This is a genomic window from Lysinibacillus canaveralius, assembly GCF_047301505.1.
In the GTDB taxonomy this organism is placed as follows: domain Bacteria; phylum Bacillota; class Bacilli; order Bacillales_A; family Planococcaceae; genus Lysinibacillus_B.
Genome location: NZ_CP154840.1, coordinates 2,179,126 through 2,204,907 on the forward strand (window position 1 = coordinate 2,179,126; position 25,782 = coordinate 2,204,907).

The 25,782-nt window shown below is 39.3% G+C and carries 26 protein-coding genes, 1 pseudogene and 1 other annotated feature; of the genes and pseudogenes, 19 read left to right on the top strand and 8 right to left on the bottom strand.

Annotation, left to right across the window (positions count from 1 at the left end):
* Positions 1–2 precede the first annotated feature (2 nt).
* Together AA0Y26_RS11005 and AA0Y26_RS11010 are read left to right on the top strand one after the other, a co-directional pair.
* The gene (locus AA0Y26_RS11005; protein ID WP_413367801.1) at positions 3–1,280 is read left to right on the top strand and encodes an MFS transporter; all 1,278 of its coding nucleotides are present in this window, start codon (positions 3–5) and stop codon (positions 1,278–1,280) included.
* A 129-nt stretch (positions 1,281–1,409) separates the two neighbouring features.
* A complete protein-coding gene (locus AA0Y26_RS11010) occupies positions 1,410–1,703 on the top strand; it encodes an excalibur calcium-binding domain-containing protein (RefSeq protein ID WP_413367803.1) in 294 nt (97 codons plus the stop codon).
* A 215-nt stretch (positions 1,704–1,918) separates the two neighbouring features.
* Here the strand turns inward: AA0Y26_RS11010 and AA0Y26_RS11015 are convergent, their stop codons facing one another.
* Entirely contained in the window at positions 1,919–2,290 is a 372-nt protein-coding gene (locus AA0Y26_RS11015; protein WP_413367805.1) for a nucleotide excision repair endonuclease, read from the bottom strand.
* A gap of 433 nt (positions 2,291–2,723) precedes the next feature.
* Between AA0Y26_RS11015 and AA0Y26_RS11020 the strand changes: the two genes are divergently transcribed.
* The gene (locus AA0Y26_RS11020; RefSeq protein WP_413367807.1) at positions 2,724–3,383 is read left to right on the top strand and encodes a phospholipid phosphatase; all 660 of its coding nucleotides are present in this window, start codon (positions 2,724–2,726) and stop codon (positions 3,381–3,383) included.
* A 48-nt stretch (positions 3,384–3,431) separates the two neighbouring features.
* Here the strand turns inward: AA0Y26_RS11020 and AA0Y26_RS11025 are convergent, their stop codons facing one another.
* A complete protein-coding gene (locus AA0Y26_RS11025; protein WP_413367809.1) occupies positions 3,432–3,746 on the bottom strand; it encodes a DMT family transporter in 315 nt (104 codons plus the stop codon).
* A complete protein-coding gene (locus AA0Y26_RS11030) occupies positions 3,746–4,075 on the bottom strand; it encodes a DMT family transporter (protein ID WP_413367811.1) in 330 nt (109 codons plus the stop codon). The genes AA0Y26_RS11025 and AA0Y26_RS11030 overlap by 1 nt, the downstream gene beginning before the upstream one ends.
* A 398-nt stretch (positions 4,076–4,473) precedes the next feature.
* On the opposite strand from AA0Y26_RS11030, the gene AA0Y26_RS11035 reads away from it, so the two are divergent.
* The 4 genes from AA0Y26_RS11035 (at position 4,474) to AA0Y26_RS11050 (ending at position 7,342) form a co-directional block, all read left to right on the top strand.
* Complete coding sequence (locus AA0Y26_RS11035) at positions 4,474–5,055, top strand: TetR/AcrR family transcriptional regulator (RefSeq protein ID WP_413367813.1); 582 nt, start codon at positions 4,474–4,476, stop codon at positions 5,053–5,055.
* Positions 5,056–5,258: 203 nt separating this feature from the next.
* Positions 5,259–6,008, top strand: coding sequence for an SDR family NAD(P)-dependent oxidoreductase (locus AA0Y26_RS11040; RefSeq protein WP_413367814.1), 750 nt, complete (start codon positions 5,259–5,261; stop codon positions 6,006–6,008).
* Between the two features lie 127 nt (positions 6,009–6,135).
* A complete protein-coding gene (locus AA0Y26_RS11045) occupies positions 6,136–6,513 on the top strand; it encodes a hypothetical protein (RefSeq protein ID WP_413367816.1) in 378 nt (125 codons plus the stop codon).
* Positions 6,514–6,838: 325 nt separating this feature from the next.
* Positions 6,839–7,342, top strand: a complete 504-nt coding sequence (locus tag AA0Y26_RS11050) for a PCYCGC motif-containing (lipo)protein (protein ID WP_413367818.1) — start codon at positions 6,839–6,841, stop codon at positions 7,340–7,342.
* 123 nt (positions 7,343–7,465) lie between these two features.
* On the opposite strand, the gene AA0Y26_RS11055 is transcribed toward AA0Y26_RS11050, so the two are convergent.
* A complete protein-coding gene (locus tag AA0Y26_RS11055; RefSeq protein WP_413367820.1) occupies positions 7,466–8,665 on the bottom strand; it encodes an MFS transporter in 1,200 nt (399 codons plus the stop codon).
* A gap of 230 nt (positions 8,666–8,895) precedes the next feature.
* Positions 8,896–9,110 (top strand) — a binding site (T-box leader).
* A gap of 35 nt (positions 9,111–9,145) precedes the next feature.
* On the opposite strand from AA0Y26_RS11055, the gene argS reads away from it, so the two are divergent.
* Positions 9,146–10,819, top strand: coding sequence for an arginine--tRNA ligase (argS, locus tag AA0Y26_RS11060; protein WP_413367822.1), 1,674 nt, complete (start codon positions 9,146–9,148; stop codon positions 10,817–10,819).
* A gap of 143 nt (positions 10,820–10,962) precedes the next feature.
* Here argS and AA0Y26_RS11065 read toward each other — a convergent pair whose 3' ends face one another.
* Positions 10,963–11,460: a L,D-transpeptidase family protein gene (locus AA0Y26_RS11065; protein ID WP_413367824.1), complete on the bottom strand. Its 498-nt coding sequence runs from the start codon at positions 11,458–11,460 to the stop codon at positions 10,963–10,965.
* A gap of 241 nt (positions 11,461–11,701) precedes the next feature.
* On the opposite strand from AA0Y26_RS11065, the gene AA0Y26_RS11070 reads away from it, so the two are divergent.
* The 9 genes from AA0Y26_RS11070 to AA0Y26_RS11110 all read left to right on the top strand — a co-directional run bounded on the left by AA0Y26_RS11070 (position 11,702) and on the right by AA0Y26_RS11110 (position 19,645).
* Positions 11,702–12,043, top strand: coding sequence for a hypothetical protein (locus AA0Y26_RS11070; protein ID WP_413367826.1), 342 nt, complete (start codon positions 11,702–11,704; stop codon positions 12,041–12,043).
* A gap of 364 nt (positions 12,044–12,407) precedes the next feature.
* Complete coding sequence (locus AA0Y26_RS11075) at positions 12,408–13,361, top strand: tyrosine recombinase XerC (RefSeq protein WP_413367828.1); 954 nt, start codon at positions 12,408–12,410, stop codon at positions 13,359–13,361.
* Between the two features lie 356 nt (positions 13,362–13,717).
* Positions 13,718–14,632 carry a metal ABC transporter solute-binding protein, Zn/Mn family gene (locus AA0Y26_RS11080; RefSeq protein ID WP_413367830.1) on the top strand — a complete coding sequence of 305 codons (915 nt, stop codon included), beginning with the start codon at positions 13,718–13,720 and terminating at the stop codon, positions 14,630–14,632.
* Between the two features lie 9 nt (positions 14,633–14,641).
* Positions 14,642–15,370 (top strand): metal ABC transporter ATP-binding protein, encoded by a 729-nt coding sequence (locus AA0Y26_RS11085; protein ID WP_413367832.1) that lies wholly within the window; start codon positions 14,642–14,644, stop codon positions 15,368–15,370.
* 10 nt (positions 15,371–15,380) lie between these two features.
* Positions 15,381–16,256 carry a metal ABC transporter permease gene (locus AA0Y26_RS11090; protein WP_413367834.1) on the top strand — a complete coding sequence of 292 codons (876 nt, stop codon included), beginning with the start codon at positions 15,381–15,383 and terminating at the stop codon, positions 16,254–16,256.
* Positions 16,253–17,122 (top strand): metal ABC transporter permease, encoded by an 870-nt coding sequence (locus AA0Y26_RS11095; RefSeq protein ID WP_413367836.1) that lies wholly within the window; start codon positions 16,253–16,255, stop codon positions 17,120–17,122. The genes AA0Y26_RS11090 and AA0Y26_RS11095 overlap by 4 nt, the downstream gene beginning before the upstream one ends.
* Positions 17,123–17,327: 205 nt before the next feature.
* Positions 17,328–17,489, top strand: coding sequence for a transcriptional regulator (locus AA0Y26_RS11100; RefSeq protein WP_413367838.1), 162 nt, complete (start codon positions 17,328–17,330; stop codon positions 17,487–17,489).
* A complete protein-coding gene (locus AA0Y26_RS11105; RefSeq protein WP_413367840.1) occupies positions 17,486–17,656 on the top strand; it encodes a transcriptional regulator in 171 nt (56 codons plus the stop codon). The genes AA0Y26_RS11100 and AA0Y26_RS11105 overlap by 4 nt, the downstream gene beginning before the upstream one ends.
* 273 nt (positions 17,657–17,929) lie before the next feature.
* On the top strand, positions 17,930–19,645 hold the full coding sequence (locus tag AA0Y26_RS11110) for a putative bifunctional diguanylate cyclase/phosphodiesterase (protein WP_413367845.1): 1,716 nt from the start codon (positions 17,930–17,932) through the stop codon (positions 19,643–19,645).
* Positions 19,646–19,767: 122 nt separating this feature from the next.
* Here the strand turns inward: AA0Y26_RS11110 and AA0Y26_RS11115 are convergent, their stop codons facing one another.
* The gene (locus AA0Y26_RS11115; RefSeq protein WP_413367848.1) at positions 19,768–19,899 is read right to left on the bottom strand and encodes a hypothetical protein; all 132 of its coding nucleotides are present in this window, start codon (positions 19,897–19,899) and stop codon (positions 19,768–19,770) included.
* Between the two features lie 199 nt (positions 19,900–20,098).
* On the opposite strand from AA0Y26_RS11115, the gene AA0Y26_RS11120 reads away from it, so the two are divergent.
* A complete protein-coding gene (locus AA0Y26_RS11120; RefSeq protein WP_413367850.1) occupies positions 20,099–21,352 on the top strand; it encodes a helix-turn-helix domain-containing protein in 1,254 nt (417 codons plus the stop codon).
* A gap of 128 nt (positions 21,353–21,480) precedes the next feature.
* Here AA0Y26_RS11120 and AA0Y26_RS11125 read toward each other — a convergent pair whose 3' ends face one another.
* Together AA0Y26_RS11125 and AA0Y26_RS11130 are read right to left on the bottom strand one after the other, a co-directional pair.
* Positions 21,481–22,839, bottom strand: a complete 1,359-nt coding sequence (locus tag AA0Y26_RS11125; protein WP_413367852.1) for a nucleoside-diphosphate sugar epimerase — start codon at positions 22,837–22,839, stop codon at positions 21,481–21,483.
* Positions 22,840–23,392: 553 nt separating this feature from the next.
* Positions 23,393–24,223 (bottom strand): annotated as a pseudogene (locus tag AA0Y26_RS11130) (transposase); the annotation flags it as partial.
* Positions 24,224–24,984: 761 nt separating this feature from the next.
* Here AA0Y26_RS11130 and AA0Y26_RS11135 point away from each other — a divergent pair.
* On the top strand, positions 24,985–25,569 hold the full coding sequence (locus AA0Y26_RS11135; protein ID WP_413367854.1) for a YdhK family protein: 585 nt from the start codon (positions 24,985–24,987) through the stop codon (positions 25,567–25,569).
* Positions 25,570–25,782: the final 213 nt, after the last annotated feature.

A 25,782-nucleotide genomic window follows, 5' to 3' on the forward strand; every position in this document is an offset into this window, starting at 1 on the left:
AGATGAAAGCAGGTATTTTTAAACCTTTAAAAGTTCGTTCCTTTCGTTCTTTGTTTGGTGCACAGCTCTTCTCTGATTTGGGCAACTGGCTGGACTTTTTGGCTATTCAAGTAATTGTTGCTTATCAGTGGGGCTTGGATGAAACAGCAATTGCTGCAGTAATTGTAGTCATCGGACTACCATGGGTAATTGTCGGGCCGTTTGCGAGTGTATTTGTAGATCGTCTTCCAAAAAAGCATGTGATGATCATTTGTTTAATACTGAGGATTGTCTTTGTTGCAGGCTTATTCTTTGCTCCTAACTTGTATATTTTATTACTTTTTGTATTTTTAAAAGGAACGGTAGCGGCAATTTATGATCCGGCCCGTCAAAGTGCAATTAGACATACCGTAACGGAAGACCAGTTACCAGAGGCAGTAACACTAAGTCAGCTTTCTATGAATACAATGAAAATTGTCGGGCCGGCTCTTGGCGGTGGGATTATTGCTTTATTTGGTGCAAGAAGTCCTTTCGTCGTAGAGATGATAGGCTTTACGATTGCAATTCTATTTTTATTGACACTGCCTAAAATTGACGATCATAAAGAGCATAATGATGTGGAAAAACAGGAGAGGGAAGAGAAAAAAACAAAGTATTGGGGAGAGCTGTTAGGCGGAATCCATCATATTTCGAAAACACCTTTATTAAAAATTTCTGTCCTTCTATCATCAATCGCCTTCTTCATTATTTTCCTATATGATGGGCTGTTTATTTTCGTAGCTCAAAAACTCGGTTTCAGCGAAGGAGATTTCGGTATTTTAATTAGTGCTGTCGGTCTTGGGAGTGTGGTAGGTTCGCTGCTTATGGGGAACTGGACGCAATGGAAGCGTAAACCGATTCACTTTATGGCAGCTGCAGCTATTTTCAGCGGCACCGTTATTATTTTGTTGGGACTAGGCAGTATGAATGTCATTGAGCTTCCTCATTTTGGCTGGATTGCTGGCGCCTTTTTCTTAGGATTGTTAGGTTCAGGTGAATCAGTGCCATATGGTTTTATTCTGCAGTCTGAGACCCCAAAAGAAATGATGGGGAGGGTTTCGGCAGTAGCGACATCTGTTCAGACATTCTCTATGTTAATTGCTCCAACAGCAGGGGCACTGTTAGCTAAGTGGATTGGCGTTTCAGCTGTACTAGCCGGTGCAGGCACTGCTACTTGTCTACTCGGAATCATCATTCTACTCTTTATTGTTAAGAAAATTGATAACCAGAAAAGTACAGCAGAGAAACAGTTGCAGATGTAATTTTTCCAATTCAATTTGAGAAAAGTTATAGAGAAAATAGTTAACAGTATAAGGCTGATAATAGCAAAAAATTATGGATGCTATTTTCCACCGTTCAATTTATGATGAACTAATAGGGGGGAGATAGCTTTGAAAAAATCAATCATTATTGCTACAGTTTTAACACTTGGTTTTGCAGTACCAGCCATCACTTCAACGAGTGAAGTAGAAGCTGCAGGAGAAGTGTCATACAAAACGTGTAAGGAATTAAATGCAGTTCATAAGTATGGGGTAAAGACATCAGCAAATACGAAAAATGCGGTGAAAAGCCAAAAGGATGGTAAAATCACATATAAAGCATCTAGCGCTACAGTAAATGCTAAGCTTTATAAGCTGAATAGCAAGCTGGATAACGATAAAGATGGAATAGCCTGCGAAAAATAATAACAGAGCCCCCCTTCAAACGGAGTGGGCGCTTTTTTGTATATACTTTATGAAAGGATGCGGTAAAAGCGCTTTAACTTGAAGAATAATTTCTACCGATAACATTATTATGTAAACTTAAAAATCAAAAGTATATTAGTAAATAAAAAAACGCAGAGACAATTTCCCCTGCGTTCAGCGTGTAAATATAAAACATAATGAAGAGGGGAGGACTATTAGTAGAAGACCTTCTCTGTGTTATATTTTGCACGTAATGTATTAATGGCATATGTTTCGTAAATTTCACGTTCCATTGGATCTTCAATTTCATATACTTCAATTTTAAAGATTTCATCACGGTGATTTTTCATTGGCGAAACATTATCTTCAAAATGTTTTTTGATACGTTGACGGATTTTACGAGCCTTCCCAACAAATAGAAGTTCGTTTTTTTCGTTATAGAAGAAAAAAATGCCGCCCTTATCACGCGTAATTTTATGGAAATCGATAAATCCAAAATAAGGAGTAATCGGTACATCGCCAGGTTTCAATGCTTGCTCGCGTTGGCGGATCACAAGATCAGGTTTTGGTAGTTCAATTTTAATCAAAATAGTCACGTCCTTATACGTAGTAAAAGTTAATTATAACATATATATACTAGAATGCCTATTCTTAAACAAATAATGAATGGAAAGTAAAAGAATATCTACACAAATTAAACAGCTCAAATCAACACATTATCCGACTCTAATTGTTATTTTATATTAAAAAATTTATCGCTCCAAATAAAAAGTAAACACACATCATTTTACGAAAAGTAAACAAGAAGTTATCTTAATCATATAGAAACTTGGAATAATAATAAAAACAAGTTATTATTCAGATTTTAAAAGCAAAAAACAAATATTGCTTTTAACCAAATAAGGATCTTATTTGAAAAAATCTATTCACTTCATTATTGCTTTACATATTTCTTTAAGAATGAATCCAGGATAGCATAATCATACTTTCAGTGGGTATAGAGATAGAGGAGGTGCTTAGATGGATTCAATTATTTTTGGCTTGTTTGCAATTGCTTATGCATTTCTGCTATTTTGGGGGTTGCGTACACATAACGCATGGACTTTGTCCAGTGTCATCTTTTTTGTTGTAGCAGCACTTATATATGATAATGCAATTTATGGAGTTGGCATTCTCATTGGAGAAGGGACTTTTCTTGAAACCTTAAACTTACTTCGCTTTTGGTTCCATGCGCTCTTTACACCAACCCTTATTTTATTTTCAGCAGCTGTTATGCGAGAAGCAAATATTAAATGGGCTCAAAACTCTTGGGTACTATTAATCGGCACTTTGTATACAATCGCTGCAATGATTGTGGAGTATACGACAGAATTGAACGGGTTGGTTTTGGAAGCTTCCAGAGATTACGGTGCATTAAGCTACTCCTCAGCAGAAGAGGCTGCAGGTCCGCCGATTATGATCCTTATGGTAGTGTTAGCATTAATCATTGCTGGAATTATGCTTTGGTGGAAAGCAAAATGGCCATGGATGCTGATTGGTACCGTACTCATGGCATTTGGCAGTGCAGTACCGTTTGATATTGGAAGCAATGCAGCTACAAACGCATTTGAATTAATCCTATTATTTACACTTGTATGGACAAAAAAGAAACTTGATCAGAAAAAACTATATGCAAACTAAAAGGAAGGCTGCTTTCCTATGGAGGATAACAGCCTTCCTTTAAAGCATTCAGGCAACAAGCTTCAGTCCAACAGCCCCAGAAATAATGAGCGCTATACATAAAATACGCTTCCAGCTGCGGGATTCTCCGTAGAAAATCATTCCCAATATGGCACCGATTGATGCGCCAATACCTGTCCAGACAGCATATGCAGTACTCATTGGCAGCGTCTCCATTGCATAGGAAAGTAAAAGGAAGCTACCTGAAAAACCAAGTACGAGCATAGCCAATGACTGCCAGTTTCGTTGATTATTCAACCGCATAATCATCAGCACACCAAATGCTTCACAAAGCCCTGCAAAAATAAGTGCCAGCCAGGCCATTATGTATCACTCTCCTTATCTGTTACAAGCTTAAGTCCGATTACTCCAGCAAGCAGCATAGCGATAAAGAGCAGCTTTGGCCATTCGATCGGTTCTTTAAATACTACTAAATCAACCACCACAGTTCCAGCAGTTCCTAGACCTACAAAAACAGCATAAACCGAGCCGACCGGAATATAGTTACCAGCAGCAATGATGAAATAGAAGCTTAACAAAATGCAGATGATGGTCCCAATCCACTCCAGAGTAGTAGTCGCGTGCTTTAAACCAATCACCCATAATACTTCAATACAGGCACCTCCTAAAACGAGCGCCCAACCTTTGTTCATCTTTCTCAACTCCTTCAAATCTAAGTTAAAAAGAAACTCCTATCACTATACATGCCATCTTTTAAAAATAACTGCTGCTATCACGTTGACTATGTAAGAACGAACTAGAAATCTTTCCAAACATATATTACTTTTTGCCTCACAGTACCGATTTATTTTAACATACGTTTATTTCGTATACTAATAACATGAAGAGCAGGTTATAAAATGTATTCAAAGAAAGGGGCAGCGATTAAAACCTGCGTACTTTGAAGAGGCTTTTCATGGAAAGAATTAGTTGGTTTTGAGGATTTTAATTAAAAAAGTATGAGTAAAATCACAAATAGAGGCTATTTGACTTTTAAAAAATAGGTAATTAAAATGATGAAGAGCCATTGCTATATTTTGGGGGTATCGTATTGAATCATAATCAGTCAAGAGAAAAGATATTATTAACAGCTACACGGTTGTTTTGTTTAAGAGGCTACCATGCAACTGGAATGAATCAAATATTAAAAGAATCTGGTGCACCAAAAGGATCGCTATATTATCATTTTCCGCAGGGAAAAGAGCAATTGGCTATTGAAGCACTTACCATTTCCAGAAATCTTGTTGCCGATAAATTAAAAGAGAATTTTAAAATTGCAGATCCCGTCACAGCTGTGCAGCAACATTTGGAAATGCTTGCTGAAATCTTCAGTTCAGAAGAACGGCTGCAGGAAGAATGGTTTTCCATCGTCCCATTTGGATTAATGGCTGCAGAATCTGCCTTTGAAACCGAAGCTATGCGTAAAGCTTGTGAAGAAACTTTCTTTTGCTGGGAAGACATTTATATTCAAAAGCTAAAGGAACATGGCTATTCAGATGATATGGCAAAAAGCTTGAGCACATCTCTTATCGCAATGATAGAAGGCGGTATAATCCTAGCCTTGACACAAAAATCAGGACAGCCGCTGTTACAGGTAAAAGCAATTATTCCAAATTTGTTGAATTGTAAATAACGTAAAAACTCCTTTTTATATAAAAACATGTGTAATACTTTCGAACAATCAAACGCCCAATCCTGCCGCCAGCAGGATTGGGCGTTTTTTTATTTCAGTTTAGGTAAACACATCCTGAATAGAGCATTAAGTTAACAAGTTTTATTAATTTCTTTTGAGGTAATAATGAAATGGTAGCACAAAACTCTTAGGGAGGTTTTATTATGGGTAAAGTAGCAATCATTACAGGCGGTGGAAGTGGTTTAGGTCAAGCAACTGCTGAACGTTTAGCACAAGAAGGTGTGAATATCGCGGTCGTCGATGTAAGCGAAAAAGGTGGAAACGAGACTGTAGAGTTAGTGAAAAAGGCTGGAGCTAATGCTATCTTTATTAAAGCGGACGTGTCGAAGGCAGAAGATGTGAAAAACTATGTGGACAAGACGGTAGAGCATTTTGGTTCTATTGACTATTTCTTCAATAATGCAGGGATTTCCGGAAGCGGCTCCTATTATTTAGATTCATCAATTGAAGAAATCGAAAAAATAGTAGGTATCAACTTGCTGGGTGCATTGTACGGAGTTCGTTACGTAGCAGAAGTCATGCTGAAAAATGGCGGCGGCTCTATTGTCAATACAGCATCTAGTGCAGGCGTTATTGGTCAAGATTCTGTTGTTACTTATTCAGCGACAAAGCATGGGATTATCGGTCTGACAAAAAGTATGGTAGCTGAATATGCAAAAGAAGGCCTTCGCGTCAATGCCATTGCGCCAGGACCAACTGAAACACCAATGGTCAAAGCATTTTATGAAGCAAATCCAGAAATGAAGGCGAATGCTACAGCAGGTATCCCCCAAAGACGATTAGGAACTGCTGAAGAGGTAGCAGAACTCGTAACATTCCTACTGACTTCTAAAGCAGAATACATTAATGGGGAAGTTATTCGTATTGATGGCGGGTTTACGAATACAAAGTAACTTTACGTGTTTTAGTCCAGGATGGGTTGCAGTCTCACCTGGACTCATACTTGCTTATCTAGCTCTAGGGCTTCATGTTTCCTATTAGACCCCATGCTGCAATATAAAAGAAAGGAATGATTAAACGATGAAGAAAGCTGCATTTGGATACATACTAGTTGGTCTCTCTTTAGGTCTTCTCATTGCAAACATATATCATAACGTTTACCTGGCTCCGTCCACTTCAGTTGAGCTGTTTCGTTCTATCCAAAATACTGGTGACTATGAAGAGGTAAAAAAGCTATTGGCCGAGGGAGACACGGAATCCTTTTCTGAGGAAGATTATGAATTTATAAGTAACCTTCAAAATTACCCCCATATCATTTCACAGTTCACATTACTAAGCTATCAAGACACAGCTTATTTACTAAGAACGACGCCTGGAACAGAGAAGCTGAAAATCATCCAGGTAGAGGAACTGCCTGCTGATATACAAAGCTATTTTCAGGAAATGGTGAAGGATTGAGCCACTTGGAGATATAATAACCTTCTTTCACTAATATTTGTATCTGTATTACGCAGGGGTCTTCCTCCATTCTTATTGGAGAGAATCTCCTTATCGTCTGTTTTGCTTTTTTATTGTTTCTTTAAGCACCAGTCGCCATTTTGACCGGTGAGTGAGTACAAGCTGCTAAATGATTCTTTATCTATTAGAAGAAAAAACAACTGATTAGCAAGAAAAGTCACAAAATAGCCATGCTTCTGCTTTGAGGTCATATTTTTGATTCCATATTCTATTGTTAATCCGATATGATTGGAATGAGGATTATTATTTAGTTAGGAGAGTTATCATGAAAAAATGGTCATTTTTAGTAGCGGGAGCTCTGTTATTAGCAGCATGTAATAATGAAGAGGCAGCAGCTCCAAAGGAAGAGCCAGTAGAAACGGCTGAAAATCATGCAGGACATGAACATGCCGTCGGCGATATCCAGGAGCAGACAGAAAGTGCAGAAGTTCTGCCATCATTTTTAGATAATCAAACAGATTTAATTAGAGCAGCATATCAGATTGCCGGACAGGCGCCCGAAGTTTTAGAGTGGATGCCTTGCTACTGTGGTTGTGGAGAATCTGCCGGCCACACAAGCAACATGAACTGCTTTATCCAGGAAGTTAAAGAAGACGGGAAGATTATATGGGATGATCATGGAACCCGTTGTAATGTTTGCATTGAAATCGCTGTAAACTCAGTTAAAATGCATCAAGAAGGCAAATCATTGAAGGAAATTCGCCAAATAATTGACGAAAACTATAAAGATGGCTATGCCCAACCTACGGATACAAAAATGCCAGCTTAGAAAACAGCCTTTTCAGAGACTGTAATCACTATTATTTGTTAGTTAAAGACAAAAAGAAAACACCTTACATTGGTTCCTTGGTAGTCATTACCTATTTCCAGCGTAAGGTGTTTATGAATTCGCCTATTGGTTGACGACAGCTCTCTGTTTTGTATACAAAATCCCTGAAAGGATAAGAGCAAGCAGTACACCGATACTGCCAAGAAGAACGGCGACCGGTTGCAGGGTAAATACTTCAGCAAAAATGCCTAATAAAAACGTAAATAGGATTTGGACGGTGCTTGTCAAAATCAGCCCTACACTTCCAAAGCGGCCCATCAACTCAGGGGGTACACTCTTCTGATAAAAAGTATCATATCCGGCATTGCTGAAGGCCATAAAGAAACCTAACAGAATGAAGCTTGTGATGGCGAGCCATAAAACTGATGAAGCATAGAAAACCGTATAAAAAATCATCGTTAATGAAAACCCAACGCTAATGTAAGACTTCAAGGAAAACTTACTTACTAAAGCGGCAGCTAGTAAGCCTCCGCTGATCGCACCAATTCCAGTCAAACTGACTATGAGCCCATATATACTTTCCGAAGCGCCTAGATTCTGCTTAATGAATGTTACTTCTTGAGAGTCAAGGGCAAATGCAATCATCAAGGCAAGCTGATAAACAAGGTAGATAGTAATAAATCCGCTTTCCTGACGGGCAAACTGCATCACGGTTAGAAAGTCTGCTTTCAACATGTTAAGGGATAAAGGTTCTCGTACGTTTTCTACTTTTTCATCTACATCCGGTAAGTAAAATATAATGAGTGCACATACAAAAAATGTGAAGCTGTTGACCCAAATAGCTATGGATGGATTAAACAAATAGATGAGTGCTCCCGATAAAGCCGGGCCAACCATAAATGCGCCAGAGTTGAAGGTGCCAAGCAGGGCATTGAAACGTGTGCGATCTTCTTCTTTCACATATTTAGTAATGTAGTATATACTGCTTGGTCCGAAAAAGCTGCTTGCAATATTCGTTAAAAACAGAACTGTATAAATAAGCCAAATTGATTGCATGAAGGGCAGGAATATAATCAAACCTCCACGTATTATATCTGTTGCGATCATTAGTTTTCGTTTATTTGCCCGGTCAATCAAGGAACCTGCAAAAAAGCTGGCTACAATTCTTGCAATTGGCCCAACGATAAAAATACCGGCGACAGCAGCTGCTGAATCAGTCAAATTCAATACATATACATTCAGCGCAACGAGGTAAATCCAGTTTCCAAGGTTAGAAAAGCCAAATCCTCCTATCAATAATCGGTAATTCCGCCAAAACTTCATCTTCCTCCTCCTCAAAAACTACTTTTTCTTCTGGCGTTTATGTATAAACCTCACACGTCCTATTGTAAATTAATTAGAAACACGAAGCATGATGTATGTGAATCATTTTTTCCTTAAATTTACACAACACAGGGTGTAAGATGTTAAAAATATGCAATAAAAGTTTATTATGATTTTGTCTGTTGACAATTCCAAGATTCTCCTCTAATATAATTTGAAATTACATGTCACGAAATTCGATGAAAAAGAAAGTAGTTTATTTTAGTCGGCAAGCGAGTCAGGGAATGGTGTGAGCCTGATACGAATGAATAAATGAAACGCACTTTGGAGAAGATTCCTGAACATTAGTAGGGAATTCCGGGGAGGCACCCCGTTAACAATGGAAAGTGGTCGCTGTATGCGGCAACTAGAGTGGTACCACGGGAACTATGCTCTCGTCTCTATTTAGAGACGGGGGCTTTTTATATGGGAGGAATTAGGATGCAGGAGCAAATTGTAAAAGACTTAGAGCAAGCTTTAGAAGGCCAGCTGGATTACAAAGAGATAGAAGAGCTTCTTGAAAAACCAAAGTATGAACACTTAGGGGATATTTCGTTTCCTTGTTTTTCGCTAGCCAAGAAGTTTCGGAAGTCTCCACAATTAATTGCAGAAGAAGTGGCCGGGAAGTTACAACAGACGTTATATAAAGATGTACAGGTGGTTGGCGGTTACATTAACATTTTCTATGCCCAAGAAAATGCAATCAACCGGATTCTTAACCGTATTCTTTCTGAACAGGAGAGCTACGGAAGTAAGCAGGCAAATGGGAAAAAGGTAGTCATTGATTTCTCAAGCCCTAATATTGCAAAACCATTTTCTATGGGACACTTACGATCAACAGTTATCGGTAATGCACTAGCAAATATAGCTGAAAAGATTGGCTTCCAATCAGTACGAATCAATCATCTCGGGGATTGGGGAACCCAATTCGGGAAGCTGATCGTCGCATACAAGTTATGGGGAAACAAAGAAGCAATTACATCTTCTCCGATTGAGGAGCTGCTAAAGATCTACGTAAAGTTTCATGACGAAGCGGAGCAAAATCCCGGACTCAATGAATTGGCTAGACAGGCGTTTAAGGCGCTCGAAGATCAAGACGAAGAAGCTACCCAGCTTTGGAAATTGTTTAGAGAGGTATCGCTGGCTGAATTCGGTAAAGTTTACGAACAGTTAGGTATTTCATTTGATTCTTATCACGGGGAAGCTTTTTATAACGACAAGATGGATTCTGTTATAAAGGAATTAAACGAAAAGAAACTGCTTGCTGAATCACAAGGAGCCTTTGTAGTAGAAGTAGATAGCATGCCGCCATGTCTCATTACAAAAACAGACGGTGCTACACTTTATGCAACGCGTGACCTGGCAGCAGCAATGTACCGCTGGCAAGAATATCAACCTGCAAGATCCTTTTATGTCGTAGGAAATGAGCAGTCGCTTCATTTCAATCAGCTGTTTGCGGTTATTAAAAAAATGGGTTATAACTGGGCGGAGCGATTGATGCATGTTCCGTTTGGGATGATATTAAAAGATGGGAAAAAGATGTCGACGCGTAAAGGGAAAGTTGTACTATTAGCGGAGGTCCTTGCCGAAACGATTGAGATGGCAAAGAAAAACATTGAACTGAAGAATCCTTCACTGCAGGATAAGGAGAAGGTAGCTGAGCAGGTCGGAGTAGGAGCGGTTATTTTCAATGATCTAAAAAATCACCGGATGAACGATATCGAGTTTTCCATTGAGCAGATGCTGAATTTTGAAGGGGAAACAGCACCATATATTCAGTATACTTATGCAAGAATTTCTTCCTTATTATATAAGGCGCAATTTATACCTGAAAAAATCGAGTTTGCTTCTTTAGGCGATACTGCCTGGCAGGGGATTTTACAGCTGGGAGATTTCCCAGAGACGATTAATACCGCTTATGAACAGGCTGACCCATCACTTATTGCAAAATATGCGCTCAAACTTGCGCGCATCTATAATAAGTACTATGGCCAGACAAAGGTATTAACAGATGATGAAGGAATACAGCAGAGATTAGCCTTCAGTTATTGTGTATCAACTGTTTTGGAAGAGTCCTTACGAATTCTTGGCATAAAGGCGCCAAAGAATATGTAAGGAAGATCACGCTTTTATCAAATAACTAAACTATATTCTTTCCATGAAAAGCCCTAGAACATTCCAGGGCTTTGCTGCTGTGTTGCTTTCCGTTCATTAAAGCTGTAATTCAAACCGTAATCCCTCTAATATCACAAAACATACTACAAATGTATATCAACCGCAGTCCCGATAGGAACAATACTTGCTAATTCTTCAACATCCCGATTTTGCATTCGGATACAGCCGCGTGAAACAGCTTTGCCGATTGAGCTTGGGTCATTTGTTCCGTGAATGCCGTAATGCTCCTTTGATAAACTCATCCACATTGTTCCAAAAGGTCCTCCTGGGTTCGGTGCTTTATTGAGGATAATATAGCTGCCAACAGGTGTGCCATGAAGCATTCTTCCAACAGCAATGGGATACGTTTTTTGAAGAACGCCGTCTCTATAAAGCTGAAGCGTCCTTTTTTTGAGAGAGATGTCTATCCGATATGGCAGCGTATTAGGATCCGGATAACCCGGAATTTGAATAGGTTGGCCTACATACAGGATATCCGGATTAACAATGGACGGGTTAGCAGAGAGTAAATTTTGATAAGGTATCCGAAAATCCCTCGCAATTTGGGACAACGTTTCACCAGGCATTACATTATGAATCATATGTCACCTCTAATTCTTTTACCTCATCGTATGTTAAAGTCCGGTGAGTTGCGCAAAAAAGCTCAGGTCCAAAAGGAGAGGACCTAAGCTTAATGAATGAACAAATCTACTGCTCCTCCTTAATGCTACTAGAAGAAGAAACATGTAAAAGTGAGGATATTGCTACGTCGAATGGAGCTGAAAACCCAGCCTCTTCGATTACTCCAGCGGAATCCTATAATAGTATCCCGTGTCATCGAAATTGGATAGAACCAAAAAGACCTTCCATTTCTTAACCATACATACGTATTACGGAACAAACAACGATTCATTCCCCCAGCATAAGCTTGGGCAGTGGGGAATGACGGGACAAATCCGGGCGGTGGTCCTGGCGGCTGGTTTTGCCCAGGAGGCCCAAAAGGCGGACCAAATCCCCCGCCGGGTTGTGGCGGGACACCTGGTGGAAAAGGACTCCCAGGCGGGAAGAACTGCCCGCCAGGTGTTTGAGGAAACAACCTATTGGAAGAACCAAAATCCTCGAACGGATTATTATACATGTCTTCATACCTTCTTTCCATATAACTTCATAATACCTTATGTATAAAAATATATTTTGTGCATCTAGGCAGATGACCACACCATTTTCAAAAAGGGCTTTCGATAGAGCAGCATAATAGAATGCTTACTCTTTTTCAATTATCGGCAAGCTTTCAAAAGAAAAACCTATTGAATTTCACTAGGGTAGATCCCGGTAAATCGATTTCTTGTAATAGCGCTGAGACGAATCGAGATGGGGGAAGATATGTAAAATGATATTTCAATGCGTCTGAATGCGATTCTCAGGATATAGAACAAATGTTCTATATGAAGCGTAAAAAAGCCGTTTTTTTATAAAAAATAGCAATAAAGTTCCCAAATACATATTTGGGAACTTTTTTTGTGATAAAATATAAGATAGAGGTGAGCACATGGCACAAGTCAAACTACCAAAAATACTTAAAGATTTTTGTATCTATTTAACGACGATACGAGGAAAATCTCAGCGTACACGAAAAGAATATGAATACGATCTTGTTCTTACATTCCGTTTTCTTAAAGCGGTGCAGGATGATATTCCGATCAGTGAAATACATACAATCGATATTTCTGATATAACAATCGAGTGGATTAAGGAACTCACACTGGAGGATTTATACTTATTCCTTGAGTACTGCGAGGTACAGCGAAAAAATTCAGCCGCAGCGAGGGCAAGAAAAGTAGCAACACTGCGTTCGTTTTTCAAATACTTGAAAGGAAAGCGGCGTCTGATTGAGTACAATATCGCGGAAGAATTGGAAACACCAAAAATCGGGAAACGCAAGCCGGTTTATCTGAATATGGAGGAAGCGCAGGTCTTCGTCACCTCCATTAATGAAAGAACATACAGTAAGCGAGATTACTGTATAATTATGTTCTTTTTGAATCTCGGTATACGAGTGTCCGAACTCTGTGCTTTACATCTCCATTCTATTCAAGGACGAAAAGCGACAGTAATCGGGAAAGGCAATAAGGAACGTACGGTTTACTTGAATGATGCCTGTTTAGCGGCACTTGAACAATATTTACCGGAAAGGAGATCTTATACCGGAGAAGGGGATGAACCATTGTTTGTTTCGCAGAAGGGAACGCGCTTTACAAGACAGACTGTAGCTAAAATCGTCAAGCAGATCAATCGGTCTTCTCTACAAAAAGAGCAATTAACTCCTCACAAGCTGCGCCACACTTCCGCGACAATGATGTATAAAGCAGGTGCAGACATACGGAGTCTCCAGCATATTCTTGGCCACTCTAGTGTGGCAACAACCCAAATATATACACACATTGAGGATGAACAAATTCGGGAAGTTATGCAAAAGAATCCTTTCAATAATATTATTATGTAAAGTAAAATGATTTATTTAGCTATTCGCTTTTTCATTTTATCTTTCAAGTAGTAGAAGGTAATAGAAGAGGGACCATCCAACAAACTCTTTCAAAAAATTATATAAATTTATAAATAACAGGACGTCCCATAACGGGGCGTTTTTTTATTGAGGACACTTTTTTGTGTAAATTGGTTGCATTATCTTTCGTGTTAGCATATATTTTTCCTTAAGGAAACTTATTGTTGTATAAGAAACAACTGATACGTATGATCGATCTGTTGTTTTCCAATTGCCTAACTGTTCCTCATTTGAAACGGAGCAAGGTACGGATGGATCAATATGTTTCTTTTAAACTGATAAAAGGAGTTTAGTAAATGATGAAACGATTGATTACTGTATTGGGGTTGTCATTACTGCTTGCTGCATGTGGAGATGAGGAAAGCGGAAAAGAAAAAGAAGGCGATGTAGTAGCAACGACCGGTCAGATTGCAGATGTAGTAAGGGCAATTGGTGGTGAACATTTAGATGTCACAACGTTAATGGGTCCCGGGGTAGATCCACATCTATATAAAGCAACCCAAAGTGATGTTACAAAACTGGATGAAGCAGAAGTTATTTTTTACAACGGACTTCACCTTGAAGGGCAGATGCAAGACATTTTCACTCAAATGGCAGAAGAAAAGACAGTGCTTGCTGTTGGTGAAACGCTGGATGAAGAAATGCTGCTGGCAGACGAAGACAATCCCGACTTACATGATCCACATATCTGGTTCGATATCACATTGTGGAAGGACGTTGTAGAGTCAGTTGGTCAAACACTCGTCGAGGAATATCCAGACTTCAAGGACGACTTTGAGAAAAACGAGGCTGCTTATTTGGCAGAGCTTGAAGATTTGCGTGCATATGTCAATGCACGCATTCAGGAAATTCCGGAAAGTCAGCGTATCCTTGTAACAGCACATGATGCCTTCAATTATTTTGGAAAGAGCCAAGGGTTTGATGTAAGAGGTCTTCAAGGACTGAGTACAGACGCTGAATACGGTGTAAAAGATGTTCAGAATATGGTTAACTTCTTATCGGACCATCATATAAAGGCCATTTTTGTGGAATCCAGTGTGTCAGATAAAGCAATGAAGGCGGTAATTGAAGGAGCAAAGGAAAAAGGCCATAACATCACAATCGGCGGTGAGCTGTTCTCGGATGCAATGGGTGCTGAAGGAACAGACGAAGGAACCTATACCGGTATGTATAAACATAATGTCGACACAATTGTCGATGCGTTGAAGTAGGTGAAGAAAATGGAAGCTTTAACGGTTCATAATTTATCAGTTGCATATGACAAAAAGGTTGTCTTGGAAAATGTAACTATTTCGGTGCCTTCAGGACATTTAACAGCGATTATTGGTCCAAATGGGGCAGGGAAATCTACCTTTCTAAAAGCGATATTAAACCAGCTTCACAATAAGTCAGGGAGCGTAGAGATTCTTGGGAAACCATTTAACCCAAAAAGTCTTACAGTAGGCTATGTTCCGCAACGAAACGCAGTGGACTGGGATTTCCCTACAACAGCATTTGATGTCGTACTAATGGGGAGATACGGCCAGAGAGGATTATTCAGGCGGCCAACAAAACAGGACAAAGAAGCAGCTATACAGGCGCTGGAAAGTGTAGGTATGCAGAACTTTGCAAACCGCTCAATCGGCCAGCTTTCAGGTGGACAGCAGCAGCGTGTGTTTTTAGCTCGGGCTTTAGCTCAAAATGCACAAGTTTATTTCCTTGATGAACCATTTGCCGGTGTTGACGCAGCGACAGAAAAAACAATGGTTGATATCCTGAAAGACTTAAAGGAACAAGGAAAAAGCATTTTTGTTGTTCATCACGACCTTCAAACGGTAAAGGAGTATTTCGATTATACAATTCTGTTAAATCGTTCTATTTTATCAGTTGGAAAGACAGAAGAAGTCTTTACACTCGAAAATGTGCAGCAAACATATGGCGGACACCTTTTCTTGATGGAGACAATTTAGGAGGGAAACTATGTTATCTGGAAATTTGCTTTGGGTATTGACCGGTACGATGCTATTAGGGATTGCTGCAGGGATTACCGGAACCTTCTCCTTCCTCCAAAAACAAAGCCTTGTAGGAGATGCAGCTGCGCATGCTGCACTCCCGGGGATTGCGCTTGCTTTTTTACTGACAGGTCAAAAGGAGCTGCCCGTTCTCATGATTGGGGCGGCTATTACCTCCGTACTCTCTGTATATTGCATTCAGTGGATTGTTGCGTACTCGAAGCTGAAAGCAGATGCCGCGATTGGACTTGTCCTCGCAGTCTTCTTTGGTGTAGGAATTGTTTTACTAACCATCGTGAACAGGAGTCCGCTTGGCAACCAAAGCGGGCTGAACGACTTTATTTTCGGGAAGGCTGCAACGATGACAAAGTCGGATTTAAACTGGTTATTGATCAGTGCTGGAATCATTATCGTCGTAAGTCTTCTATTCTATAAAGAGTGGAAACTTATAATTTTTGACCCTTTATATGCAAAAGGGATCGGGTTGCCTATTGATTTTTTAAGAGCAGGACTGACCGCTCTCATTGTTATGACGATTGTGACAGGGATACAGGCTGTAGGCGTAATCCTGATGTCTGCCATGCTGATTATTCCAGCAGCAAGTGCAAAACTATGGACGTCCAGACTGCACACCATGCTCTTGTTCAGCGGATTTACAGGCGGTTTGGCCGGGGTAGCCGGGACGTATATCAGCTCATTGGAAACAGGGCTGTCAACAGGACCGATTATCGTCTTATTTGCCTCCGGGGTATTCTTTATATCCTATTTATTCAGTCCAAAATCAGGCCAGTTCAGCAAGTATATTCGTAGAGCAAAATTTCGGAAGCAAGGGGATCTATCATGATTGAATTATGGATTATTCTAACAGGTATTTTAGTCGGTATAACCTGCAGCATAGCTGGTGTGTTTCTTGTGCTTCGGAAAATGTCCATGATTGCAGATGCCATCAGTCATACGGTACTATTCGGTATTGTTATGGCTTTTCTCATTACACAGACACTGAACGGTTTTTGGATGCTGATCGGTGCAGCGTGTGCAGGGCTTTTGACGGCGTACTTCGTTCAGCTGCTGCAAACGTCTGGGATTCAAGAGGATGCTGCGATCGGTGTAACATTTACATCCCTTTTTGCTTTAGGTGTTCTGCTAATCACTCTATTTGCGGGAAATGTTCATCTCGATGTAGAGCATGTACTGATGGGAGAAATTGCTTTTGTACCTTGGGATAAATGGACTCTATTTAACATTGCCATGCCTAAAGCCGTTTGGATGCTGTTGTTGGTCTTGGTCATCAACATAGGGTTCCTGCTTCTATTTTTTAAGGAAATGAAACTTTCTACCTTTGATCCGATCTATGCCGTATCAATTGGCCTGCCGATTACCGTTTTGCATTACGGATTCATGACGATTATTTCTTTAACGACCGTGTCAGCATTTGATAGTGTCGGAGCCATTTTAGTTGTCGCGATGCTTATCGGTCCGGCAGCGACTGCCTGCCTAATCAGCAAATCAGTTCCGCAAATGTTTGTTTTTAGTATTAGTTTCGGCACTATCGCAGCTTTTGCTGGCTATTATATAGCAAAATGGCTCGATACTTCTATAGCCGGGATGATGGCAGCAATCATTGGAGTTATTTTCATACTCGTATTTATAATAGAAAAGGTGTACCAAGTGCTTATTCGAAAAACCACTGCAAGCAGTACTATATTATAACGAAATGGGATTCCGTCTATATAACGGAGTCCTTTTTTATTTACAGTTGCTGCTTTCTGCTGAATAAATCAAATGAATAGGGCAATAGTAAAAAAGGAAATAAACTTTTATAAAAATTTTTTGAATATTATTGACACCGCCTTTTCTCTGTACTATATTAATTACATAATATAAAAACTGTTATAGTACAAGGAGGTCATTTCACATGACAATGTATCAAGAGGGTTATGAAGTGTATCGTGAAAGATGTGAACAATTCGGGCTAGAGCCGATCAATTTCCGCTATTATATTATGCAGCTATCGCATGATCAATTAAATGCTTTTAATGAACAAGCACGCACAAAGAAAGGAAGCAATGAAGGATGAATGACTATCGCCATGGCTATGAAACATACAGGAAGGCCTGTGAAAAGCATGATTTGGAACCGATTAATTTTCGTTACTATATATTAAATTTATCCCAGGAGCAGCTTCATGCCTATAATGAATCGGCAGAGCGGAAAAGGAGTCATGATGAATACGCCAGTCACTGATGCCACATAACAGCCTTACTGAACAATAGTTTTCAGTAAGGCTGTTATTATTTCCAGGATAATAGGTGCTCCAAGGATAAACTACTATTTTACGTATAAGCTAGGTACGATTATAGAAGTTGATTTCATAAACCTTTGTTTCCGATTAATTCTTTTGTAATAGATCATTTTTTATAAACTATTAATATTCTCACAGTTATTGTATTTGGAAAGTGGTGGGATTATAATAAAATAAAGAGTTTTGAGTCAGTATGTGGGAATGGGGAGAAATTTATGCAAACTTTGAATGAGTCAAAAGCATTAGAAAAGCTTGAATTATCAATTGTTGAATTAGAAGATATGAAATCAGCACTAGATGAAGCCGTTATTGTAGCAATTACAGATAAACAAGGCATTATCACATCTGTAAATGATCGATTCTGTGCGATATCAAAATATACGCATGACGAACTGATCGGCCAGGATCACCGTATTTTAAATTCAGGTTACCATCCCCAAATATTCTTTAAAAATATGTGGAAGACAATAGGAAAAGGAAAGACATGGCACGGTGAAATCTGCAATCGTGCGAAAGATGGTTCGCTCTATTGGGTCCAGACAACGATTGTTCCATTCATGGATGACCGTGGTAAACCTTATCAATATATCTCCATTCGTACAGACATTACGGCTCAAAAGAACATTCAACAAATAACACATATTGCTTATCACGACGACTTAACTGGTTTACCAAATCGACGCAGTCTATTGAAAAGACTGAAAGAAGATGTGAAGGAATGCAAAAAGCTTGATACATCCTTTGCTGTGTTGCTGTTGGATATCAATCGCTTTAAAAATGTCAATGACGGTCTTGGCCATAAAGTAGGGGATCTTTTTTTAAAAGAAATCTCGGATCGCCTGCAGACTATAGACAGTCAAAAAGATAGGTTTTATCGACTGAACGGTGATGAATTCGTGTACATTCTAAAAGATGTCACACAAGTAGAGGAAATGGCGGAAAGAATGCTTTCGATTTTTAAAGAAAGCTTCAGCTTTTTAGGATATGAATTTTATTCAAGTGCAAGCATTGGAATCAGCCTTTTCCCTGCTCATGGTGATTCGGTATCTGACATAATTAAATGCGCGGATATCGCCATGTATGAAGCCAAAAAGAAGAACGGGAACATCTCCATCATTTATTCAGCCGATTTAAATGGTATCAATGATTCATTGCTAATGCTGGAAACGAAACTACACCATGCGCTTCAAAATAACGCTTTTGAATTACATTATCAGCCGAAAATTACTGTGGAGACAGGAAAGATGGAGGGAATGGAAGCCCTTATTCGCTGGACAGATGAAGAACTAGGGTTTGTTCCGCCTGATCAATTCATCCCGTTTGCAGAAGAATGCGGGCTGATTGCTGACATTGGGGAATGGGTACTTACAAAAGCAGCGATGCAGGCGAAGCAGTGGAATGACCAATATAATACAAACCTTCGTGTGGCGGTGAACATTTCGCCAAAGCATTTAGCGGAACAGACCTTTGTGGAACGGCTGCAGAAAATCATAGAGGAAGTTGCATTGGATCCCCATCATCTTGAAATTGAGATTACAGAAATGAGCATGATGGATCAAAACAGCGATCTTATTCATAAAATTCTAAAACTCAAAAAGATGGGCATTACTATTTCAATCGATGATTTTGGAACGGGTTACTCCTCGCTCAGCTATTTAAAAGAATTCCCCATAGACGCGTTAAAAATTGATCGCTCATTTATTCAAAATATAAGCAAAGAAGAGACGGGCGTTGCCATGGTAGAAGCAATCATTAAAATTGCCCATGCCTTGAATTTAGCCGTTGTAGCTGAAGGGGTAGAAGAAGAAAGAGAACTCCAAATATTAAAAAATTATTCCTGTGAGTATGTACAGGGTTACTATTTCAGTAAACCACTTAACGTAACCGACTTCATTCATCACATTGAAAAATCTCTCCATCCGCAAAGTTAACATAGGAAAGCGCCGTATGAGTATACGGCGCTTTTTTTATAGCCTGCAATAAGTACAGCCTTGCTAAAAACAAGCTCTGCCTCGATTGTACTTTTCTAATCGAAGCAAAGTGTATATAGACTTTAATACAGAGAACGGCGATAAGGGTTATACGCTTCTTGGATACCCATTTCTCCCTTTTCTTCATACTGGATCGACATTGAGGCACTAGACTGCTGTTGTTCCGCTTTCCATCCAAAAAAGGTAAATGACATCCATAAACTCCTCGTTAATGACGCAAACATTTTATCACTCCATTTTGTTTAATTTTATTAAACTTATTATATGTTCAATATTCAAAAAGCGTCAATTATTTTTAAATAAAATTAAACATTTAGAATTCCCCTTTTAACTTTTTACATAAAAATGTTTAAAAATATTAAAATTTGTTATGATGAAGAAAGAGGTGAGTGAATGAATGAATTAGGTGGAACGATAAAAAAATTACGTAAAGAAAAGAAATTGACTCTTGCACAGTTGGCTGGCGATCGATTGACAAAGGGCATGCTGAGCTTGATTGAAAACGGAAAAGCTCAGCCATCCATGGAAAGTCTTCGCTATATAGCAGGGCAGCTAGAAGTGGAAGTGACGGCTTTACTCCATAATCAATCACTTGAACAAAAACGTGCGTTATTGTTACAGGCAGAAGAAATGATGAAAGAAGCAACCGATGTTTTCCGGGAGAAAACACAAGAAGAAATCCTAGAAGAACTGCTTCTTCTATTAGCGCCTCAAATGGATAGAATACAAGGTTCCTATTTCGAAGAAGTGCGGCTGATGGATTTATGGATGCGTGCAAGACGTCAGCTGAAATTAGGATTCGATCTACAGGAATACAAAAAAATCCTTGGAAAATACGAAGAAGTCCATGCATTTACATACGTCATAAAAGGCTACAGTTTCTTATGCTGGAACGCCTACGAAGAGAGGGATTATAAATCAGTACTCGAATTTCTTCTCCAAGGTGAACAGGTGATGAATGACCATGAATTTATGGTGGATGATTTAGTAAAGCTTGATTTATATTACAATTTGGCTCTAGCATACGGTGCGTTAAATGATTCTAAACAAACAGAGGTGTATACAAGTAAGGCGATGGAGTTATCCAAGCGTAACCGCATTTACTATAGGCTGGAAGACTTTTATCGGCTGATGTTCTCCCGTGCTGTTGAAATGGAGGATCAAGAAAAGAGTCAGTTGTACTTAACAAAGCTTCGTTTACTCGATGAACTTGCGCAGAATTTCCAAATGCACACGTTTTTAATGTATGCAACTGCACATTACGCAAATTACATCGAAAAAGATTATCGGAAGACGATTATGCTATTAGAGGATTTTTTACCTATACTGGAAGAAAAGCGAGGGAAGGGCTCATTAGTCTCCCCACTTTTCCAAGTAGAGCAGGCATATGCACATTGGCAGCTTGCTGAAGCACAGCAGGCGATAGATGTATTAGCAACACTTTACTTGCCGGAATTCCAATACCACCCGTTTGATTTAGTTTATCTTTATTTTGGATTTGCCATCAGAGCGGCAGCCTATCATACGCTTGGCAATCACGAGCGGGCCAAGCAGGATATTCTTTATGCACATAACGGTTGTTTATCATTTGCCGATTCAAAATATAAAAGCTTTATTGTCGAAACTTATGAGAAAATCATGAAATAATAAAAGCAAGTAAAAAAACGACCTGCCCAGAAAGTTATAGATTTCTCGGCAGGTCTGTTTTCTTTATAATTTTCCATATGATAGAAGATACTGCACAGGTAATATCAACAACTGCTGTAAAAATCGGCTTATGGTTCAATCAAGTTTTGCAGCAATAGGAATTGTTCATCATCCAGCAAGTCACCATATTCGTTCAGCAGCTGGCTGTTCACTACAATTTTATCCTTATGTGTTAAATAGAGCGTTTCTGTCAGATGACGTATAACAAGAGGAACGGGCTTTTGATGATTGAATTTATTCATATGCTTATCCATAAAGCCTTCAGAAAGCTCGCATTCCGTATTATTACCTAAGGCATTAAAGTCCACATATTTAATATGTGCCTCTAAAAAATCTTCTGTTAGATAAGGGTTATGTTCGCAAATTAGCGACCAGTCAAGCATTTCTCGGTAACGGTGAATCCAGTGCTGCTCTAACGTATAGCTAATCAGCTCAAGCTGTTTCTCTGAGTAGGCTGAGAATTTCTGGTCCATTTCTCTGTTTGTTAATTTTTTATAACCAAATCGATCATATAATTGTGATGCCAGGGAAGGGATTCCTTTTACAAGATGCTCACTGCCGGGCCATTTACTTGTTCCGCGGTCATATTCAAAAAACTCCAACTCAGCCATTTCCTCTTCTTCTTCAAAGGAAGGGAGAATATCTTCCACCTCGCCATCCTCTCCGTCCGCTTCAAGAAATTCCTCAAGTTCCTTTGCAAGCTCCGGTTCTAACTGTGTATACATATAATCACGGAAAGGCTTTGATAATCGGCTAAGAACCGGGTAGTTACTAGCGATCATCTCGAAGTCTACAGAAGAAAGATGATCGATCAAATATGCCTCCGTCAAATATGGGTTAATAGCACAAATGACACTGAAATCAATAGAAGGTAAATAAGCTTCTAGATCATTTGGATGCATCTGTGCTACTTGGTAGCGCCACTTGGCATACTGCGCCACAAATACCTGATCATAGTTTGGATACTCATGTAAAATCATATCCAGATCCACCTTTGTCACAACGGATTTAACATACGCAGGCACCGCTGTCACATCAAAATCATCAGGGAAGTCGAGTTCTTGAAATCTTTCTTCAACTGGATATCCCTTCTTTCTTCCAGCATGTGTAGCAAAGCTGTAAGAACCGACTGAGCCTCTTTCCTCTAATAGTATATAAGCAAGCTCTTGGCGCTGATCTCGTGTCAGCCTTACATGCTTAGGGAATTTTACCGAAGCAAAATACGTTACGTTCGCCATATCATAAAAGAATTTATAATCACCTTCAGGCGTAAATGCCTTATCGTCCATATTTTTCTGCCAATAGAGAAGTGCTCCGAAGATTGGTTCATAATTCGAAAAAGTAATATTCGCAATGGAAAATATATTATGGGAAAGAGATTCATCATAGACCACTTTAATAAAATCGATATTTTTTATCTTTAGCATACAAACCTCCATACTACATCAGTCTTGTATTAGTATAACGAATTTTAGGGAAAGTACGTAATAATTACAACTAAAAGTTATGAAAGTTTCTTCTAGGCATCTCGCTTAAATTATCAGAATATTTATGTTATAGTAGATTTGTTCACGTTACGGTATAGTTAGCAAGACAGTAACCCTTTAACCTTCTATCAGCTTCGTTTATGCGTTCGTCTGTTAGTAATTAGCCTAGCTTTGCCTCTACACCAATGCTTTAACGAAGATTTTTGAAGTAAGCTGCATTGAATGAACGTTAAATGAAGAGTAAAAATTTCTATCCCTTTGCAAATTGTAAGTGTATTTGCATAATAACAGATCTCAACTACAGAATTGAATACAGACTATACCGTAATGAACACATTAAGCGCCTCTATTCAGAGGCGCTTCAGAGTGAAGACAAAATGCCTTGAGGGACGGACCCTCAAGGCATTTTGTCATTTTCTCAGGTAGTTGAATGTAATTTTCAACTGAGTTTTCTTTGTGAGTCGCCTCTACGAGACGCTTTCATCTCATATTAGGCAGCATCCGCTGCCACAGCAACAGGTTTTCCAATATGGGCAATGACCTTTTCAACTAATGGCTGCAGCAGATGACTATCATGTACATTCCCAGGTGTAACGATCGTCCCCAATACAAAACCTTTTACGTCTGTCGCTGTATGAAAGGAATAGGCGAATTGTTTTGTACGCTCATCTTTCACATAGTAGCCACTTTCGGGGTCTGTGGTACTCTCTTTGATTTCTTTCATTTCCTCGCGTTCGAACTTCTCCGGGGGAAAAGGCTTCTTCCCATTTTCCTCCCGATCCAAATTTAGCTCCGCCTGGAGCTTCTCTTCATAAGCACGTGTTTCCTTACGTACGACTTTTTTATTGTACTTCCGTTTGTTGGCGCTGGCCTTCACATGGGTTGAATCAATAAACACGTACTCTTCTGATAATAAACCATACTCCATAATTTCTTTTAGAATCCGGTAGAAAATTTGTTCGAAAATATCCTTCTCTTCAAAACGACGAACATAGTTCTTACCGAAGGTGGTGAAGTGTGGAACTTCTGTATGAAAACCGAAACCTAAAAACCAACGATACGCCATATTCGTTTCAATTTCTTTGATTGTTTGACGCATCGAACGGATACCAAATGTATATTGAACAAATGTCATTTTATACAATACGATAGGATCGATGCTTGGTCGTCCAACAGCAGAGTAAAGATGTTCTGCTAATGGATAGATAAAGGTAAAATCAATGGCAGCATCCAGTTTGCGAAACAGATGGTCCATTGGTACAAGCTGGTCAATTGTCAGTATTTCAAGTTGTTCGTGTTCATTGATTTGGTTTTTCGTCATCATAGTTATCATCACCTCAGAATAGTAAGAAATATAGAAGGGCCACCCTTTTTCAGTAGCTGATACAAGTATTGAAGTGGCAGGCGCGAAGACACCAAAGGGAACAGCACGAGCTGAAGCACCCGGACTGAGCGCAGCGAGGGAGAAGGCTAAGGCCGTGTCCGTGGTAAGCGTAGCGCCTAGAGCGGAAATCGACGATTTCTTACTATGAATTGTAAATAGAAAAAAGACTGAAGCCAATTTAAAATTTCTTTGAGTTTGTCTTCAGCCTGAAGCGCCTCTATTCAGGAGCGCTTTTGTTGTAAACATGAAATACAATATAAATTTCAGCTAAGGAGGAAGGAAGCTGCAATTCGTACACTTTATTTTTAAACGGAAGATGGGATACTGTCGAGTCTAGCAATTGTAGATATAGAAGCATCGCTTCAAATTGGTAATAATACATATGTAAGTGCCCATCATATTGAATTACAATTGTAGAACAATACTTAAAAATAACCTGTTAATAAAAGCAGCTGTCTACAAGATTCGTAGACAGCTTTTTTACATATTTAAAAACGCGAGATGTATCAATAATATCCACCTTGGGCATTTTAATGGAGAAACAGGTGAAATAGCCGCCAAGCTGGCGAGCCCTTCTAGCAGAGTTGTAACAAGGAGAGATCATCCAAGAAAGAGATTCCGAACCTGCCTGTTTACGTTTTAGTTGCCTAATTGAAGGGGAAAGGGTAGTTGAATCAAGAATCGACAGAGGAGAGTGGACTATGATGAACAAAAAATGGTTAGCGGGCGCTTTCTTAAGTGCGGGATTACTTGCAGCATGCGGCGGTAATGATGAGAACGCGAACGAAAAAAATACAGAAAGCAATGCAGATGATTCAACAGAGGAGTATCAAAATGCCGAGCATTCGCAGCTGCATCAGGATAATCCAGAAGAAGTTCCTCAAAAGTTAATGAAGGCAGATGATCCGGCTTTCCAGGAGGGTGATAAAGTCACAATTCTCGCAAATCACATGGAGGGCATGGAAGGTGCCCAAGGAGAGGTAACAGGTGCCTATAGAACGACGGTTTATATGGTTTCTTACACACCGTTGACAGAAGGTGAGCCTGTGAAAGATTATAAATGGGTTGTTCATGAAGAATTGCTAACGGGAGAAGAAGCTCCGTTAGAGCCAGGTACAGAGGTTGTAATCAGTGCAAATCACATGGAAGGCATGGAAGGTGCTACAGCAGTGATTGAATCGGCAGAGGATATAAATGTCTATATGGTTGATTATACTTCGTCAAACGGAGAAGAAGTAACAAACTATAAATGGCTTATCGAAAGTGAATTGGCTGTTAAAGAATAGTGATTTCTTCGCTTGGAAAGCGGACATAAAATTCAAATCATTTATTGACAACCGAATTGAAGAAATGTATAGTTAATGTAAATTATGGAAAGAAGGTGATGTGACATGATGAACAATAGACGATTCGCGAAACTGCAATTCAACCAGTTCATGTTCACAAGCCTGTATTGTATAGTTTAACTATGCAATTTTTCCCTGTGCGTCTGTAAACCT

Excerpts from the sequence above, each read along its gene's own strand:
- AA0Y26_RS11080 (WP_413367830.1), top strand. The coding sequence starts at position 13,718 with ATGATGAAACGATTGATTACTGTATTGGGGTTGTCATTACTGCTTGCT.
- AA0Y26_RS11040 (WP_413367814.1), top strand. The coding sequence starts at position 5,259 with ATGGGTAAAGTAGCAATCATTACAGGCGGTGGAAGTGGTTTAGGTCAA.
- AA0Y26_RS11020 (WP_413367807.1), top strand. The coding sequence starts at position 2,724 with ATGGATTCAATTATTTTTGGCTTGTTTGCAATTGCTTATGCATTTCTG.
- AA0Y26_RS11095 (WP_413367836.1), top strand. The coding sequence starts at position 16,253 with ATGATTGAATTATGGATTATTCTAACAGGTATTTTAGTCGGTATAACC.
- AA0Y26_RS11030 (WP_413367811.1), bottom strand. The coding sequence starts at position 4,075 with ATGAACAAAGGTTGGGCGCTCGTTTTAGGAGGTGCCTGTATTGAAGTA.
- AA0Y26_RS11065 (WP_413367824.1), bottom strand. The coding sequence starts at position 11,460 with ATGATTCATAATGTAATGCCTGGTGAAACGTTGTCCCAAATTGCGAGG.
- AA0Y26_RS11090 (WP_413367834.1), top strand. The coding sequence starts at position 15,381 with ATGTTATCTGGAAATTTGCTTTGGGTATTGACCGGTACGATGCTATTA.
- AA0Y26_RS11075 (WP_413367828.1), top strand. The coding sequence starts at position 12,408 with ATGGCACAAGTCAAACTACCAAAAATACTTAAAGATTTTTGTATCTAT.
- AA0Y26_RS11025 (WP_413367809.1), bottom strand. The coding sequence starts at position 3,746 with ATGGCCTGGCTGGCACTTATTTTTGCAGGGCTTTGTGAAGCATTTGGT.
- AA0Y26_RS11045 (WP_413367816.1), top strand. The coding sequence starts at position 6,136 with ATGAAGAAAGCTGCATTTGGATACATACTAGTTGGTCTCTCTTTAGGT.
- AA0Y26_RS11135 (WP_413367854.1), top strand. The coding sequence starts at position 24,985 with ATGATGAACAAAAAATGGTTAGCGGGCGCTTTCTTAAGTGCGGGATTA.
- argS (WP_413367822.1), top strand. The coding sequence starts at position 9,146 with ATGCAGGAGCAAATTGTAAAAGACTTAGAGCAAGCTTTAGAAGGCCAG.
- AA0Y26_RS11005 (WP_413367801.1), top strand. The coding sequence starts at position 3 with ATGAAAGCAGGTATTTTTAAACCTTTAAAAGTTCGTTCCTTTCGTTCT.
- AA0Y26_RS11125 (WP_413367852.1), bottom strand. The coding sequence starts at position 22,839 with ATGCTAAAGATAAAAAATATCGATTTTATTAAAGTGGTCTATGATGAA.
- AA0Y26_RS11055 (WP_413367820.1), bottom strand. The coding sequence starts at position 8,665 with ATGAAGTTTTGGCGGAATTACCGATTATTGATAGGAGGATTTGGCTTT.
- AA0Y26_RS11050 (WP_413367818.1), top strand. The coding sequence starts at position 6,839 with ATGAAAAAATGGTCATTTTTAGTAGCGGGAGCTCTGTTATTAGCAGCA.
- AA0Y26_RS11120 (WP_413367850.1), top strand. The coding sequence starts at position 20,099 with ATGAATGAATTAGGTGGAACGATAAAAAAATTACGTAAAGAAAAGAAA.
- AA0Y26_RS11085 (WP_413367832.1), top strand. The coding sequence starts at position 14,642 with ATGGAAGCTTTAACGGTTCATAATTTATCAGTTGCATATGACAAAAAG.
- AA0Y26_RS11105 (WP_413367840.1), top strand. The coding sequence starts at position 17,486 with ATGAATGACTATCGCCATGGCTATGAAACATACAGGAAGGCCTGTGAA.
- AA0Y26_RS11115 (WP_413367848.1), bottom strand. The coding sequence starts at position 19,899 with ATGTCATTTACCTTTTTTGGATGGAAAGCGGAACAACAGCAGTCTAGT.
- AA0Y26_RS11110 (WP_413367845.1), top strand. The coding sequence starts at position 17,930 with ATGCAAACTTTGAATGAGTCAAAAGCATTAGAAAAGCTTGAATTATCA.
- AA0Y26_RS11100 (WP_413367838.1), top strand. The coding sequence starts at position 17,328 with ATGACAATGTATCAAGAGGGTTATGAAGTGTATCGTGAAAGATGTGAA.